We start from the raw sequence: 14,665 nt of genomic DNA, 5'->3' as shown, positions 1-14,665 counted from the left end.
GCCCGCCGGCGGGGGCGGGACGCGCGGGCTCAGCGCCGCAGGCGCGAGTGCACGGGCGGCAGCCAGACGAGCGCGGCGCCCAGGAGCATCACGACGGCGAGGATGATCAGCAGGCCGTTGGCCCGCAGGAACGCGGGGGCGGCCAGCAGGACGGCGATGAACGTCAGGGTCCCGATCGCCGAACGACGGCGGCGCAGCAGACCGATCCAGCCCCACAGGGACGCCGCGGCCAGCAGGGCGACGGCGGTGCCCATCGTGAACTGCCCCGTCGCGCCGCCCAGCACGCCCACCGACTCCATGCCGGTGAGCGGATCGATGACGGGCTCGCCGCTGTCCTGTGCGCGGGCCCCGTTCCAGAGGAACGCGCCCGCGATGCCGACCAGCACCACGGTGACCGCGAGCCAGTAGAGGCGCGCGACCTTCAGGAGCGGGTGGACGAGGCCGGCATCGGACTCGGCTGCGTCCCGCGCCGCCAGGTCGCGCTCGCGGTCCGCGCGTCGCCGTTCCACGCGCTCCTCGTCCTCGGCGGTGAGGCGGGCGCGCTCGGCGCGCAGCCGTGCGTCGTCGGCCCGCTGATTCTCCCGGAAGGACTGGGCGGCACGGCCGGCGGCCCGGCCGAGCCCGCGGGCGAGGGGGCGGTCTTCGCTGTTCTGGGGCACGTGCCGAGCCTATCGCCCCGGCCGGTGCGCGGCCGGGGTGTCCGAGGGCACAGCCCGGCCCGGGGTCCGGTGGCGTAGACTGGGCAGACCGGATCCGGTCTCTCCCCCTGTGATGAGTGAGCGTGGACGCGTGTGCCACGCCGGACTGCAGATGTCTGTGCAGATGTGTGTGCGGGCCACGAACGTCGTGGCCCTCGGGGGCTGCCGGGTGGACGGAATCATCTGACCCAGCTGGCCCCTGCGCCCCACGACGTCGACCCGCGACCGACGTCCTCCGGCGTGCGCCCGCGCATCCCCACAGGAGGACCCATGTCCGACATCCTCGATCCCCAGACCACCGCCGAGGCCCCGACCGCCGCGCCCGTGGAAACCGCCCCCGAGGCGGAGACCGTCGCCCCCGAGCTCGCCGAGGTGGAGCAGGAAGCCACCGGGACCGTCCCGCAGGTCGACGCCGCCGAGCCCTCCGCCCCCGAGGCTCCCGCCGAGCCCGACGCCCCCGAGGCTCCCGCCGAGCCGGCCGGCCCCACCTTCCTGGACCTCGGCCTGGACGCCCGCGTCCTGGCCGCCGTCGAGGACCTGGGCTACACCGCGCCCTCGCCCATCCAGGAGGCGACCATCCCCCTGCTGCTCGCGGGCCGCGACGTCGTGGGCCTGGCCCAGACCGGCACCGGCAAGACCGGCGCGTTCGCGCTGCCGGCGCTCTCCCGCCTGGCGGAGGCCTCGGACGTCAACGGGCGCGCCAACGCCCCGCAGATCCTCGCCCTGGCCCCCACGCGCGAGCTCGCGCTCCAGCTCGCCGAGGCCTTCGACGCGTACGCCAAGCATCTCGGCGACGTGTCCGTGCTGGCCGTCTACGGCGGCTCGCCCTACGGTCCCCAGCTGTCCGCACTGCGCCGCGGCGCCCAGGTCGTCGTCGGCACCCCCGGCCGCGTGATCGACCACATCGAGCGCGGCTCCCTGGACCTCTCCCAGCTGCAGACCCTCGTGCTGGACGAGGCGGACGAGATGCTGCGCATGGGCTTCGCCGAGGAGGTGGACCGCATCCTCGCCTCCACCCCCGCGTCGAAGCAGACCGCGCTGTTCTCGGCCACCATGCCGCCGGCCATCCGCCGCATCTCCGCGCAATACCTGAACTCCCCGGAGGAGGTGGCCGTGTCCCGTCAGTCCACGACGTCCGCCACCATCCGCCAGCGCTACCTGCAGGTGGGCCACCAGTACAAGCTCGAGGCCATGACCCGCATCCTCGAGACCGAGGACCACGAGGGCGTGATCGCCTTCGTGCGCACCCGTGCCGGCACCGAGGAGCTCGCCCAGAAGCTCACGCGCGCCGGGTTCAAGGCCGTCGCCATCTCCGGCGACATCGCCCAGAAGCAGCGCGAGAAGACCGTCGAGGACCTCAAGACCGGCCGCGTGGACATCCTGGTGGCCACCGACGTCGCAGCCCGCGGCCTGGACGTCGAGCGCATCTCGCACGTGATCAACTACGACATCCCGCAGGACGCCGAGTCCTACGTGCACCGCATCGGCCGCACCGGCCGCGCCGGACGCCAGGGCGACGCCGTGCTCTTCATGACTCCGCGCGAGCGCTTCCTGCTCAAGCAGATCGAGCGCACCACCCGCCAGCAGGTCGAGGAGATGGCCGTCCCCTCCGTCGCCGACGTCAATGCGGCCCGCAAGCGCCGCTTCGCCGACGGCATCACCCGCACCCTCGAGCGCGCCTCGGAGGAGGAGCTGGCGGTGTTCGGTGAGATCGTCGCCGCGTACGTCGACGAGCACGAGGCCGAGCCGACGCGCGTGGCCGCCGCGCTGGGCATGATGGCCCAGGGCGGCCGCCCGCTGCTGGCCCGCGAACAGGAGATCCCGTTCGGGGGCGGCCGGAACCGCAAGGACCGCGACGGCGGCCGCGAGGGTGGGCGCGACGGCGGCCGTGAGCGCGGCACGAGTGACGGCCGCGGCTCGCGTGGTCCGGCCCGGGAGCCCGCGGCCGGCAACGCGACGTACTGGATCGCCGTGGGCCACCAGGACCGCGTGCGGCCGGGCAACATCGTGGGTGCGCTGGCGAACGAGGTGGGCCTGCCCGCCTCGGCCATCGGCGCGATCGACCTGCGCGGCAACCACTCGCTCGTCGAGCTGCCGGCGGACCTGACCTCGGCCCAGCTCGAGGCGGCGGCCAACGCGGAGATCAACGGCCGTCGTCTCGGCCTGCGCAAGGACACCGGCCGCCCGACCCGCGCCGAGCGCGACGGCGAGGACCGCGGCGAGCGCCGCGGCGGCTTCCGCAAGGACCGCGGCGAACGCGGCGGCTTCCGCAAGGACCGGGGCGATCGGGGCGATCGGGGCGGCTTCCGCAAGGACCGGGACGACCGGGGCTTCCGCGAGGATCGGGGCGGCTTCCGTGGCGACCGTGACGACCGCGGTTTCCGCGGGGACCGCGGGGGACGCCCCGGCGGCCGCAAGCCCCGCTGGGGCGCCCAGGAGCGCTCGGATCGAGGCGCCCGCCGCTGATCCGGCCGGGGTGCGGACCCCGCCGGAGGCCTGAGCCGGGGCCGATTTTGCATCGGTCCCGGGGCCCTGGTAGAGTCTCACCTCGTTGCCCCGATAGCTCAGTGGTAGAGCGCCATCTTGGTAAGATGGAGGTCCCGGGATCGATTCCCGGTCGGGGCTCTGACATGAGAGCCCGCCCTCGCGGCGTGAAAACCGTGAGTGCGGGCGTTCTCGTGTCGTGGCGGCGTAGCTCAGCTGGTTAGAGCGCACGACTCATAATCGTGAGGTCGGGGGATCGAGTCCCCCCGCCGCTACGGAATCGGACGGACCCGGTCACCTCCTCGGAGGGGCCGGGTCCTTTCGCGTTCCGGGGCCCGTCCGTCGCCCCGGTAGCCTGGCGGGCATGTCCACGCGTCGCCCCGCCCACCAGCCCGCCCGCGGCACCGCCGCGCCCCGCGGCTTCGTCTCCCCGTGGGAGCACGGCTCCCGGCTCTACCGGACCCTCGTGCTGACCGGCTCCGCGCTGTTCCTCGTGGGCATCGTGCTGGCGGTCGTCGGCGGGAGCACCGGACGCCTCGCCGTCTCCGGGACCGCCCTGGGCGTGCTCGGTGCGGGCGTTGCCGTGCACCTGTCCGCCCAGCTCGTGCGCTTCCGCCAGGCCGCCCGCCGGCAGGGGGAGCGGCGCCCCGGCCGTTAGGCTGGACGGCAGTCGAGAACCGTCCCGCAGGAGGCCCGAGTTGAGCGTGAACCCCGACGTCGCCGGGCGGAGCTATCCGCCCGCGCCCCCCTTCCAGGTCGGTCGTGAGGCGGTCCGCGGCTTCGCCGAGGCCGTGCAGGCCCAGCATCCCGCGCACCACGACGTCGCGGCCGCCCGGGCCCTGGGACACGCCGACCTGGTCGCCCCGCCGACCTTCGCCGTCGTCATCGCCCAGCGCGCCGAAGCCGCCGTCGTCGCCGATCCCGAGCTGGGCATCGACTTCTCGCGGGTGGTCCACGCGGACGAGCGCTTCGTCCACCACCGCCCGCTGGTGGCCGGGGACGAGGTCGTGGCGACCGTGCGGGTCGAGGCCGTGAAGTCCCTCGGCGGCAACCGCATGGTCACCACCGTCACCGAGATCGCGGATCTGGACGGCGCTGCCGTCTCCACCGTCACGTCCACCCTGCTGGTCCGGGGAGAGGAGTCCTGATGAGCACCGCCCCCCGCCTGTCCGACCTCGCCCGGGGCGAGGTGGTCGGCAGGCGCACCGTCACGTTCACCCGCGCCGACCTCGTCGCCTACGCGGGCGCCTCCGGCGACCGCAACCCGATCCACTGGTCCCAGACGTTCGCAGAGAGAGCCGGTCTGCCCGGCGTCATCGCCCACGGGATGCTCACCATGGGCGCTGCCGTGCAGCTCGTCTCGGACTGGGCGGGCGACCCGGGCGCCGTCGTCGACTACCAGACCCGCTTCACCGGCATGGTGCCCGTCGCGGACACCACGGGGCGCACGGACGACGACGGCGCGCCCATCCCCGGCGCCACGCTCGAGGTCGTCGGCACGGTCGGCGCCGTGGACGAGGCCGCCGGGACCGTGCGGATCGACCTGAACGTCACCAACCCGGAAGCGGCGAAGCCGCGCGTGCTGACCAAGGCGCAGGCTGTGGTCCGCCTCGGCGGAGCCGCGGGGGAGACCGCGTGAGCGAGCGGCTGGCGGACCACACCACCACCCGCGTCGGCGGGCCCGCGCGCGCGTGGGTCACCGCGCGCACCGAGGCCGAGGCGATCGAGGCCGTGCGCGCCGCCGACGAGGCGGGCGAGCCCCTGTTCGTGCTCGGCGGCGGTTCCAACACCCTCATGGCGGACGCCGGCTTCCCCGGCACCGTCGTGCGGCTGGCCTTCGAGGGCATCCACGTGCTGGACGGGCCGGTGCCCGGCGAGGGCGAGACGCCGCCCGCCGGCGACGGGGCCCGGCCCGCGGACCACGAGGGGGAGGCCGTCGTCGTGCGGGTCGCGGCGGGCCACCCCTGGGACGACGCCGTCGCATGGACCGTGGCGCACGGGCTCGGCGGGATCGAGGCGCTCTCGGGCATCCCGGGCTCGGCCGGTGCGACGCCCGTGCAGAACGTCGGCGCATACGGCGCGGACGTCTCGCAGGTGCTCGTCGCCCTGCGCGCGTGGGATCGGGAGGCGGGCGACGTCGTCGAGCTGACGCCGGCGGACCTGCGCTTCGGCTACCGCGACTCCGTCATCAAGCGCTCCATGCTGGAGACCGACGCGCCGAGTCCCCGGTGGATCGTGCTCTCGATCGACCTGCGGCTGCGCCGCGCCTCCTCCGACGCCGAGCCGACGGCGCCGGTCCGCTACGGGCAGCTGGCGGCCGCGCTCGACGTCGAGGAGGGCGCCCACGCCCCGCTCGCGGTGGTCCGCCGCGAGGTGCTGGCCCTGCGCGCCGCCAAGGGGATGGTGTCCGACCTGGCGGACCCCGACACGTGGTCCACGGGCAGCTACTTCACGAACCCGATCGTGCCCGCCTCCGTGCGGGCCTCCCTGCCCGAGGGCGCCCCGGCGTTCGCCGCCGGGGAGGCCGAGGACGGGACGCCGCTCGTGAAGCTCTCGGCAGCCTGGCTGATCGATCGCGCGGGCTTCTCGAAGGGCTTCGGGCTGCCCGAGGTCGCCCCCCGCGAGGGCGGGCCGGACGGCCGCGGAGTGGACGGCACCGGCCTGGCCGGGGGCCGCGCGTCGGTGTCCACGAAGCACACCCTCGCCATGACCAACCGCGGCGACGCGAGCACCGAGGACGTCCTGACGATCGCGCGCACCGTGCGCGACGGCGTGCGCGAACGCTTCGGCGTCGAGCTGCACCCCGAGCCGATGATCATCGGCACCAGCCTCTGACCCCTCACTTTCGTTCGAGAAACGGCGCCCCCAGGAGTGCTTTCGTTCGGGAAACGGCGCCCCTAGGCGGCGCGGGCGCCGTTTCCCGAACGACGACGCCCGAGCACCCGCCGTTTCCCGAACGAAAACGGGGGCACGGGGGCCGGAGCGGGGCCGGGTGGGCGCCTCGGCGCCGGCGTCGCGGCTCAGAGGTTCCCGGTCGCGATCATCAGCATGCGGCGCACGGGCTCGGCCGCACCCCACAGCAGCTGGTCGCCGACGGTGAACGCCGAGAGGTACTCGGGACCCATGTTGAGCTTGCGCAGCCGGCCGACGGGGATCTGCAGGGTGCCGGTCGCGGCGATCGGGGTCAGGTCGGTGACCGTGGCCTCCTTGGTGTTCGGCACCACCTGCACCCACTCGTTGTCCGCGGCGATGATCTGCTCGACCTCGTCCAGCGGCACGTCCCGGGTGAGCTTGAGGGTGAGGGCCTGCGAGTGGGAGCGCATGGCGCCGATCCGCACGCACAGCGAGTCGAAGGGGATCCGGTCCGCCCCGGTCAGCCCGAGCACCTTGTTGGTCTCGTCGTAGGCCTTGCGCTCCTCGCGGGAGACGCCGTCGCCCAGGTCGGAGTCGATCCAGGGGATCAGCGAGCCACCCAGCGGCACGCCGAACTGCGTCGAGTCCAGGCCGCCGCGCTGCAGCTCGATCACCTTGCGGTCGATCTCGAGGATCGCCGACGCCGGATCGGCCAGCTCGGCCCGCACCGCGCCGCCCAGCTCGGCGTACTGGGTGAGCAGCTCGCGCATGTGCCGGGCGCCGCCGCCGGAGGCCGCCTGATAGGTCATGGCGGTGCCCCACTCGACCAGGCCCGCCTTGAACAGGCCCCCCAGGCCCATCAGCATGCAGGACACGGTGCAGTTGCCGCCGATGAAGTCCTTCGTCCCGTTCGCCAGGGCGGCGTCGATCACGTCGCGGTTCACGGGGTCCAGCGCAATCACGGAGGTGTCCGCCATGCGCAGGGTGGAGGCGGCGTCGATCCAGATGCCGTCCCAGCCGGCGGCGCGCAGCTTCGGGTACACGGCCTGCGTGTAGTCCCCGCCCTGCGCGGTGAGGATCACGGGCAGGGCCGTGAGCGCGTCCACGTCGTACGCGTCCTGGAGCACGCCCGGGTCGCCGGCCATGCCCTCGAGCACGGGCGCGGGGCCGCCGGCGTTGGACGTGGAGAAGAAGACGGGATGGACGCGGGCGAAGTCGCCCTCCTCGGTCATGCGCTGCAGGAGGACGGACCCCACCATGCCGCGCCAGCCGACCAGGCCCACGGTGGGCACGGCGGCCGCGTCGGGGGCGTTCACAGATGCGGGGGCAGCGGAAGTCATGCCCTCCAGGCTAGCGGCCCTGCTGCGCGCGCTTCCGCCTGTTCCACGCGATGAAACCGCCCACGGCGAACACCTGGGTCAGCACGAGCAGGAACACCAGGCCGGCGAGGGTCTTGCCCTGCAGCACGAGGATCAGCCCGAACACGGCGCACACGAACGCCAGCACGGGCAGGGCGACGAGCGCGAGGAACGAGACCGCCTGCGGGGAGAGCAGACGCTGGTCGGAGTCGGTCGGGGCCATGTCAGTCGCGTTCCCATCGTTCGAAGCGGTGGCGCGGGCCGGAGGCGGAGTCCAGCCACGCGTCGGGGGCGGGGTCGACGGCGGTGCGCCGCCAGCGGGCGTCGAGCGGCGGGGCGTGCGTGTCGCCGTCGACGTCGGCGTCGATCACGGTCACCTCGGCGCGCGAGGCCACGTCGAGGGCCTGGTCGTAGAGGGTCGCCCCGCCGATCACCCACACGGTGTCACAGCCGTCGGCCTCGGCCGCGGCGGCCAGGGCCGCCCCGAAGTCCGGCACGACGACGGCGCCCGCGGCCCGCAGCTGGGCGCCGGCCTGCTCGGTGGCCGTCAGGGTGCGGGAGACCACGATGTTCGTGCGCCCGGGCAGCGGGCGGAACCGCGCCGGGAACGACTCCCACGTGCGCCGGCCCATGATCACGGGGTGGCCGTGCGTGTGGGCCCGGAAGTGGGCGAGGTCCTCCGGGACGTGCCACGGCATGGTGCCGTCGCGGCCGATGACGCGCCCGGGGGTCTGGGCCCAGATCATGGCGATTACGGGCTCGGTGGGACGGGTGGCCCGGCTCATGGGGTCGCTGCGCATCCTCGGTTCAGACGGCGATCGGCGCCGTGATGGTGGGGTGGTGACGGTAGTCGAGGACCTCGAAGTCCTCGTAGTCGTAGTCGAAGATCGACGCGGGGGTGCGCCGCAGCCGCAGCCGCGGGTACGGGTACGGCTCGCGGGAGAGCTGCTCGCGCACCTGCTCCTCGTGGTTCGCGTAGATGTGCACGTCCCCGCCGGTCCACACGAACTCGCCGGGAGTCAGCCCGGTCTGCTGCGCGACCATCACCGTGAGCAGCGCGTACGAGGCGATGTTGAATGGCACGCCGAGGAACAGGTCCGCCGAGCGCTGGTAGAGCTGGCACGAGAGCCGCCCGGGGGCGCCGTCCTGACCGGGGGAGACGTAGAACTGGAACAGCGCGTGGCACGGCGGCAGCGCCATTTCGTCCACCTCGGCGGGGTTCCACGCGGTGACGATGTGCCGGCGCGAGTCGGGGTTCGTGCGGATCTGCTCCACGACCTTGGCGATCTGGTCGATGTGGCCCCCGTCCGGGGTGGGCCATGAGCGCCACTGCACGCCGTAGACGGGGCCGAGCTCGCCGTCCTCGTCTGCCCACTCGTTCCAGATCCGCACGCCGCGCTCCTGGAGCCATCGCACGTTCGAGTCCCCGCGCAGGAACCACAGCAGCTCGAGCGCGACCGACTTGAAGTGCACGCGCTTGGTGGTGATCAGCGGGAAGGACTCGGCCAGGTCGAAGCGCAGCTGGCGGCCGAACACGCTGCGCGTGCCCGTGCCGGTCCGGTCCGTCTTGACGGCCCCGTGCGCCATCACGTCGGCGAGGAGGTCCTCGTAGGGGGTCGGGATGCTCACCCGGCCCACTCTAGCGATCCGAGCGGACGCGCTGAGCGTCGTCGACGGCCCGGTGCAGGCGGGCCGCATCCCAGCCCGCGGCCCGGACGGCAGGGAGGCGGGTGCCGGCAGGGCAGGGCCCCGCCCCCGGTCAGCCGTCGAAGACCATGTCCTGGTACTCGGGGTAGCGGCGCAGGTAGTCCTCCACGTAGGAGCACTCGGGCACGATGCGGTCACCCTCCGCGCGCAGCCGGTCCAGGACCATGGTCACGAGGGCACGGGCATAGCCGCGGCGGCCGAACTGCTCGTCGATGATGGTGTGCTGCAGGCGCAGGACCACGGTGTCCTCGCCGTCCGCGCCGCGCACGGTCTGCTGGTCGTAGCCGAGGAACCCGATGAACGTCCCGTCCTGGCGCAGCTCGAAGCGCTGACGGTCCGGGTCCCGGGTCACCGTGAGGCGCTCGTGGACGATCTTCTCGGGCTGGCTCTGGGCGGCGGTGTTCTCCATGACCCGAGCCTAGGGCCGGGGGCGGGCCCGCTCAACGGTGGCCCGGTCGTGCGGGCGGAGTCCGGCGCGGGCGGCTCAGTCGTCCCAGGGGTCGTAGACCTCGACGGCCACCACGTCGCCGTCGAGGTCGAGCGCGCGGTGCGCCACGAGCACGGCGCCGGGCCGCAGCCACGGGTCCTCGGTCGGCAGGGCCCGCAGCACGCGGTCCGCCTGGCCGGCGGCCGCGTCCTCGACCACCTCGAACAGGGTCGGCAGCACCGGCCGGTGCGTGCACACGACCAGCGGCCGGGAGCGGCCCATGAGCTCGGCCATCACCTTGCGGGTCTTCTTGGGCTTCTCCCGGGCCGTGGTCTCCGTGAACGCGCCCTTGGTCTTCAGCGGCAGCCGGCTGGACTTCACGAGCGGGGCCAGCGTCTCCACGCAGCGGCGCCACGGGGAGGAGACCAGCCGCTCCGGCCGCCAGGCCGCCACGAGGCCCTCGACGGCGAGCGCCTGCCGCCGGCCCGTCGCCGCCAGCGGGCGCTCCTGCTCGGCGCGGGACCACGAGGAGCGGGGCTTGGCCTTGGCGTGGCGCAGCACCAGCAGCGGCACGGTCCGCAGGCGCCCCCGAGAGGCGGCACGCAGCAGCAGGTCGAGCGGTTCGCGATCCGAGTCGTTCGTCAGCAGCCGCCGGGCCTCGTCCGGCCCGACCCAGCGGACCTCGTCCACCTCGTCGCCGTCGGGGAGGGCGCGCTGGCCGTCGACCTCGGCGGCCCAGTACCAGACCTCCTTGCTCTGACGGGCGCCGCGCTTGCCGGGCACCTCGTACTCGGTCACGCACAGCGGGATGCCCGGCCGCAGCTCGAGGCCGACCTCCTCGCGCAGCTCGCGCACCGCGCACTCCGGCAGCGTCTCACCCGGATCGAGCTTGCCCTTGGGCCACGACCAGTCGTCGTAGCGGGGCCGGTGGATCACCATCACCTCGAGGCCGCCGGGCACGCGGCGCCACGGCAGCATGCCGGCGGCCAGCACCTCGGCGCGGGGGCCTTCCGAGACGTGGTCCTCCGTGGACCAGCGGGCGACGCGGTCGGCGTGGGGCGAGGGCATGGGGCGGGTTCCTCTCGAGTGCGGCGGCCGCGACGACTGCTGGGGCAGGGCACGGGGCGTGGTCGGCCGCGCGGGGACCGGCCCCACCAGGATACGAGGCCGCCGGGATGTGCCCGGCCGGTCCCCGCCCGAGGGTCTCAGGGGCGGCGGTACTGGGCGTCGGCGGCGAACAGCTCGAAGCCGAGGGACGTGTAGAGCGCGACGGCGGCCGTGTTGTCCGCGTCCACGTACAGGTCCACGACGTCGACCCCCTGCTCCGCCATCCGGTGCAGCCCCGCCAGGGTCAGGGCCCGACCGAGGCCGAGGCCCTGGGCGTCGGGGGAGACGCCCACGGCGTACACCTCCCCGACGCGCGGGCCGTCGGCTCCGGCATCCGGCTCCACCTTCGTCCAGTGGAAGCCGAGCAGCCGCCCGTCCGCCTCGCGGGCGGCGAGCAGGAGGCCGTCGGCGTCGAACCAGTCCTCCGCCATGCGGTCGTCGAGGTCGGCGCGGGTCAGGCTGCCCTGTTCGGGGTGGTCCGCGAAGGCGGCGGCGTTCACGTCCAGCCAGGCCTGCTCGTCCTGGCCGGGGACGAAGCCGCGCAGGGTGACCCCGTCGGCGAGCCGCACCTCCGGCAGGGCGGCGAGCGCCGCGTGCGACAGGCGCATCCGGCGCAGCTCGCGGACGGGCTCGAGGCCGTGCCGCCGGGCGAGCCGGACCGCCCCCGGGAGCATGCCGTGGGCCCAGACGCTCGTGGTGTCCTCCCGCGCCAGGTCTCGGACCGCGTCGGCCGCGGCGTCGGCCAGGGCCGTCCCCCGGCCGATGCGGCGTGCCGCCGGGTCGACGACGAGCTCGAGCACGGCCGCCGCGCCCTCGGGCACGAGCACGGCCGCCCCGTCGATCGCCCCGTCCGAACCCTGGGTGGCGCCCCACCAGAGCTGCCCGCCGCGGGCGAGCAGCACGCGCGTCTGGTCCGAGAGCGGGGGATGACCGTCCGCCGCCCCGGCGCGGTCGGCCAGGTCCAGGACGGCGGACGCCTCCTCCGGGCGCGGGGTGACGACGCGCGTCGTTTCGTCGGCGTCGGAGGTCGTGGGGGTGGGGTGTTCGGCCATGCTGGCCACCCTACGGAAGGAGGGCGGTGGCCCGCGAGGTGCGCCCCGCCGTCGCCCGCCCAGGGCCGAGCCGGTGCGCACCTGGCAGGATGGGGCAGGTGATGCGCTTGTCCATGGCCCTGAGTGCGGCCGTCGCCGCCCTCGTCCTGGGCGGTGCCGCGTTGCTGGGCCCGGTCCCCGCCGCCCTCGCCGCCGCCGTCGTGATCCTGGTCATCGCCTGGGGCTGGCCGCGGCAGATGGGGGCGCCCGCGCGCCTCTCGCTCAGCCTCACCCTGGCCGTCGCCGGGGGCGTCGCGGTGCTGCTCATGCTGCTGTGGCCGCCGCTCGAGGACGGCCACAGCGGGGCCTGGACGCTCTTCGAGCCGCTCGCCGTCGTCGTCGCCTGGAGCACCATGGCCTCGTTCGTCGTCCAGCTGGTGCGCGGGACCGGCCGGCCGCTGCGCCTCGAGTCCACCGTCGCCACGATGGGCGGGGCGTTCGTGGCCGTCGTGACGGCGTGCTGGGTGGCCGTCTCACGCTGGAGCGACACCCCCGCGGTCGCCGGGCTGGTCATCACCCTGGCGGTCACGGTGGCCGTGGTCTCCCTCGTCGGCCTCACCCCGTATATGCAGGGCCGGCCGGGAGGCCTGGCGCTCGTCGTCATTCCCCTCGGCACGGTGCTCGCGTGGCCCGTCTCCGCGCTGGCCGGCGTGGGCGCCCGGGACCGGCCGGCCGTGACGGCCGCGGCGCTCGCGGTGGCCGTGCTGGTGTCTCTGACCGCCGCCACGGCGCCGTCCTCGCGGCCGCGGCCCGAGGACCGGCCGGTGGGCACCACCCTGCGCCCGCGCCGGGCGGGCTACGCCCTCGCGTTGGCGCCCGTGGGAGCGGCCGGCGTCGTGGCGCACGTCATGGTGGGCTTCCTGGCCTGACAGGTCCGGCCCGCTCGGTACGATGTCCCGCATGGATACCCTTCTTGCGCTCGAGATCTTCTTCCTGGCCCTCGTGGTCCTGGCCGGCCTGGGCATGGCCGCCGTCGCCGCGGTCGTCATCAGCGGCCTCTTCAAGGGCCAGCGCTGAGGACGCGCGGCCCGCTGGCGGGCCGCGCCGTGATCTGCCATGGCGACTGAACTCCCGTACGACCTCACCCCCGAGCTCGCCCCCCTGTCCTGGCTCATCGGCAGCTGGGAGGGCCAGGGCCGCCTCGGCGACGGCTCCGCCGACACCGAGATCTTCTACCAGCGGGTGGACTTCACCGAGCTCGGTCTGCCGTTCGTGGAGTACCGCGCGGAATCGTGGCTGTGCGAGGCGGACGGCACGCTGCTGCGCCCGCTGACCGTGGAGTCCGGCTTCTGGCAGGTGGACCGGGAGCGGCGCGACGGCGACGTCGGCCCCGGCATGCGCCCGGCGGACATCGTCCCCGCGTTCCGCTCCGCCGAGGACGTCGAGCGGCTGCGCGCCGGCGACGAGGGTTTCGGCCTGACCGCCACCATCGCGCATCCGGGCTCGCTGTCCGAGCTGTACTACGGCCGCATCAAGGGCCCGCAGCTGCAGCTGGCCACGGAGGCGATCCTGCGCGGGTCCGCCGCCGGCCCGTACCACCGGGCCACACGCATGGCCGGTCTCGTGAACGGGCAGCTGTTCTGGCGCTGGGACGTCGCGGACGCCGCGGGTGCCGAGCTCGAGGCGCACGCCTCCGCCATCCTCGACCGCATGCCGAGCGCGGCCGAGGGTCGGCTCGCCCCGGGGGCCGAGCGTCCTCGCGGCGCCGGTGGGCGGAAGCAGGGGGAGCAGTCGTGACGGCCTCCCGCAGCCCGCTGCTGGACCTGGCCGTGGCCGAGCCGCAGGGGCCGGCCGGCGGCGCCGTCGAGGGCCGCGGCCCGGACGGCGGCGTCGCCGCGCACTACGGTCGCCCCCTGCCCGAGCAGCGCGCCCTCGCCCGGGGCCGCGCCCTGGTCGACCTCTCCCACCGCGCCGTGCTCTCCGTGTCCGGCCCGGACCGGCTGAGCTGGCTGCACACCCTCGGCACGCAGCACGTCGAGGCGCTGCCCCCCGGCACGAGCACCGAGATCCTCTTCCTCGACGTGCAGGGGCGGATCGAGCACGCCGCCCACCTCCTCGAGGACGGCGCCGCGGCCTGGCTCGTCACCGACCGCGAGGACGGCCCGGGCCTGGCCGCGTGGCTCACCTCGATGCGCTTCTCCCACGACGTCACGCTGCGGGACCACACCGGGGCGGTCGCCGTCGTGGGCGCCACCGCGCCCGTGCCCGGATGGGAGGACCGCACCGTGTGGCTGGACCCGTGGCCCCGCGTCGGGGCGGGCGGATGGGCCTACACGGCCGATCCGGATCCCGAGGCCCACCCGGGGGCGGACTGGGCCTGGCGCGAGTACCTCGTCACCCGGGCCGACCTCGAGGCCACCGTCCGCGCACTCGGCACGGGTGCGCTCGCGGGCTGGTCCCTGGCGGGCACGACGGCGGCCGAGGCGCTGCGCATCGAGGCCGGCCGCCCCCGCCGGGCCCTCGACGTGGACGATCGCGCGATCCCGCACGAGCTGGACCTGCTGCGCACCGCCGTGCACCTCGACAAGGGCTGCTACCGCGGTCAGGAGACCGTGGCGCGCGTGCACAACCTGGGCCGCCCGCCCCGCCGCCTCACCCGCCTGCTCCTGGACGGCTCCGTCCACGGGCTCCCCGAGCACGGTGCCCCCGTGATCCTCCGGCCGGCCGAGGACACGCCCGAGGCCCGCGCCGCCGCCCGTCCGGTGGGGACGGTCACCGCCGCGGCCCAGCACCATGAGGCGGGCGCCGTCGCCCTGGCGCTGCTCAAGCGCACCGTGCCCGTGGACGCCGAGCTGCTGGTCCGCGAGGTCGCTCCCGGCGAGGACGGTGTCGCCGAGGGCGGCTGGATCGCCGCGAGCCAGGAGCCGCTCGTGTCTCCGGACGCCGGGCAGGTCGTCGGCCGACCGCGTGGCGTGGGCCGCCTGCGCTGACCGACCCGCC

General features: G+C 74.9%; 16 protein-coding genes and 2 tRNA genes. 10 read left to right on the top strand and 8 right to left on the bottom strand.

What is annotated here, in order from left to right:
• Positions 1 to 29: 29 nt before the first annotated feature.
• Positions 30 to 659, bottom strand: a complete 630-nt coding sequence (locus tag MLUT_RS20270) for a hypothetical protein (RefSeq protein WP_010080350.1) — start codon at positions 657 to 659, stop codon at positions 30 to 32.
• Positions 660 to 968: 309 nt separating this feature from the next.
• On the opposite strand from MLUT_RS20270, the gene MLUT_RS20265 reads away from it, so the two are divergent.
• From MLUT_RS20265 to MLUT_RS20235, 7 genes are all read left to right on the top strand, one after another.
• Entirely contained in the window at positions 969 to 3,164 is a 2,196-nt protein-coding gene (locus tag MLUT_RS20265; protein ID WP_012751045.1) for a DEAD/DEAH box helicase, read from the top strand.
• An 87-nt stretch (positions 3,165 to 3,251) separates the two neighbouring features.
• A tRNA-Thr gene (locus MLUT_RS20260) sits at positions 3,252 to 3,323 on the top strand.
• Between the two features lie 60 nt (positions 3,324 to 3,383).
• A tRNA-Met gene (locus MLUT_RS20255) sits at positions 3,384 to 3,457 on the top strand.
• Between the two features lie 89 nt (positions 3,458 to 3,546).
• Positions 3,547 to 3,840, top strand: coding sequence for a hypothetical protein (locus MLUT_RS20250; protein WP_010080352.1), 294 nt, complete (start codon positions 3,547 to 3,549; stop codon positions 3,838 to 3,840).
• Between the two features lie 40 nt (positions 3,841 to 3,880).
• Positions 3,881 to 4,330: an FAS1-like dehydratase domain-containing protein gene (locus MLUT_RS20245; RefSeq protein ID WP_010080353.1), complete on the top strand. Its 450-nt coding sequence runs from the start codon at positions 3,881 to 3,883 to the stop codon at positions 4,328 to 4,330.
• Positions 4,330 to 4,821 carry a MaoC/PaaZ C-terminal domain-containing protein gene (locus MLUT_RS20240; protein ID WP_010080354.1) on the top strand — a complete coding sequence of 164 codons (492 nt, stop codon included), beginning with the start codon at positions 4,330 to 4,332 and terminating at the stop codon, positions 4,819 to 4,821. The genes MLUT_RS20245 and MLUT_RS20240 overlap by 1 nt, the downstream gene beginning before the upstream one ends.
• Positions 4,818 to 6,017, top strand: a complete 1,200-nt coding sequence (locus MLUT_RS20235; protein ID WP_010080355.1) for a UDP-N-acetylmuramate dehydrogenase — start codon at positions 4,818 to 4,820, stop codon at positions 6,015 to 6,017. Before MLUT_RS20240 ends, MLUT_RS20235 begins: the two co-directional genes overlap by 4 nt.
• A gap of 185 nt (positions 6,018 to 6,202) precedes the next feature.
• Here the strand turns inward: MLUT_RS20235 and asd are convergent, their stop codons facing one another.
• From asd to mshD, 7 genes are all read right to left on the bottom strand, one after another.
• The gene (asd, locus tag MLUT_RS20230) at positions 6,203 to 7,375 is read right to left on the bottom strand and encodes an aspartate-semialdehyde dehydrogenase (protein WP_043055147.1); all 1,173 of its coding nucleotides are present in this window, start codon (positions 7,373 to 7,375) and stop codon (positions 6,203 to 6,205) included.
• A 10-nt stretch (positions 7,376 to 7,385) separates the two neighbouring features.
• A complete protein-coding gene (locus MLUT_RS20225; protein WP_010080357.1) occupies positions 7,386 to 7,616 on the bottom strand; it encodes an NF038396 family protein in 231 nt (76 codons plus the stop codon).
• Position 7,617: 1 nt separating this feature from the next.
• The gene (locus MLUT_RS20220) at positions 7,618 to 8,178 is read right to left on the bottom strand and encodes a dihydrofolate reductase (RefSeq protein ID WP_010080358.1); all 561 of its coding nucleotides are present in this window, start codon (positions 8,176 to 8,178) and stop codon (positions 7,618 to 7,620) included.
• Positions 8,179 to 8,200: 22 nt separating this feature from the next.
• Entirely contained in the window at positions 8,201 to 9,031 is an 831-nt protein-coding gene (locus MLUT_RS20215; protein ID WP_002854751.1) for a thymidylate synthase, read from the bottom strand.
• A 121-nt stretch (positions 9,032 to 9,152) separates the two neighbouring features.
• Entirely contained in the window at positions 9,153 to 9,509 is a 357-nt protein-coding gene (locus tag MLUT_RS20210; RefSeq protein ID WP_010080360.1) for a GNAT family N-acetyltransferase, read from the bottom strand.
• 75 nt (positions 9,510 to 9,584) lie between these two features.
• Positions 9,585 to 10,595, bottom strand: a complete 1,011-nt coding sequence (locus MLUT_RS20205; protein WP_010080361.1) for an NUDIX hydrolase — start codon at positions 10,593 to 10,595, stop codon at positions 9,585 to 9,587.
• A 137-nt stretch (positions 10,596 to 10,732) separates the two neighbouring features.
• On the bottom strand, positions 10,733 to 11,686 hold the full coding sequence (gene mshD / locus MLUT_RS20200; protein ID WP_010080362.1) for a mycothiol synthase: 954 nt from the start codon (positions 11,684 to 11,686) through the stop codon (positions 10,733 to 10,735).
• A 101-nt stretch (positions 11,687 to 11,787) separates the two neighbouring features.
• On the opposite strand from mshD, the gene MLUT_RS20195 reads away from it, so the two are divergent.
• The 3 genes from MLUT_RS20195 to ygfZ all read left to right on the top strand — a co-directional run bounded on the left by MLUT_RS20195 (position 11,788) and on the right by ygfZ (position 14,655).
• Complete coding sequence (locus MLUT_RS20195; protein ID WP_231936625.1) at positions 11,788 to 12,594, top strand: hypothetical protein; 807 nt, start codon at positions 11,788 to 11,790, stop codon at positions 12,592 to 12,594.
• Between the two features lie 187 nt (positions 12,595 to 12,781).
• Positions 12,782 to 13,462 carry a nitrobindin family protein gene (locus MLUT_RS20190; protein WP_010080364.1) on the top strand — a complete coding sequence of 227 codons (681 nt, stop codon included), beginning with the start codon at positions 12,782 to 12,784 and terminating at the stop codon, positions 13,460 to 13,462.
• A complete protein-coding gene (gene ygfZ / locus MLUT_RS20185; protein WP_010080365.1) occupies positions 13,459 to 14,655 on the top strand; it encodes a CAF17-like 4Fe-4S cluster assembly/insertion protein YgfZ in 1,197 nt (398 codons plus the stop codon). The genes MLUT_RS20190 and ygfZ overlap by 4 nt, the downstream gene beginning before the upstream one ends.
• Positions 14,656 to 14,665: the final 10 nt, after the last annotated feature.

The organism is Micrococcus luteus NCTC 2665 (genome assembly GCF_000023205.1).
Classification (GTDB): Bacteria; Actinomycetota; Actinomycetes; order Actinomycetales; family Micrococcaceae; genus Micrococcus; species Micrococcus luteus.
The sequence above is the reverse complement of the archived record's forward strand: the minus strand, read 5'-3'. Positions and strand labels throughout refer to the sequence as shown.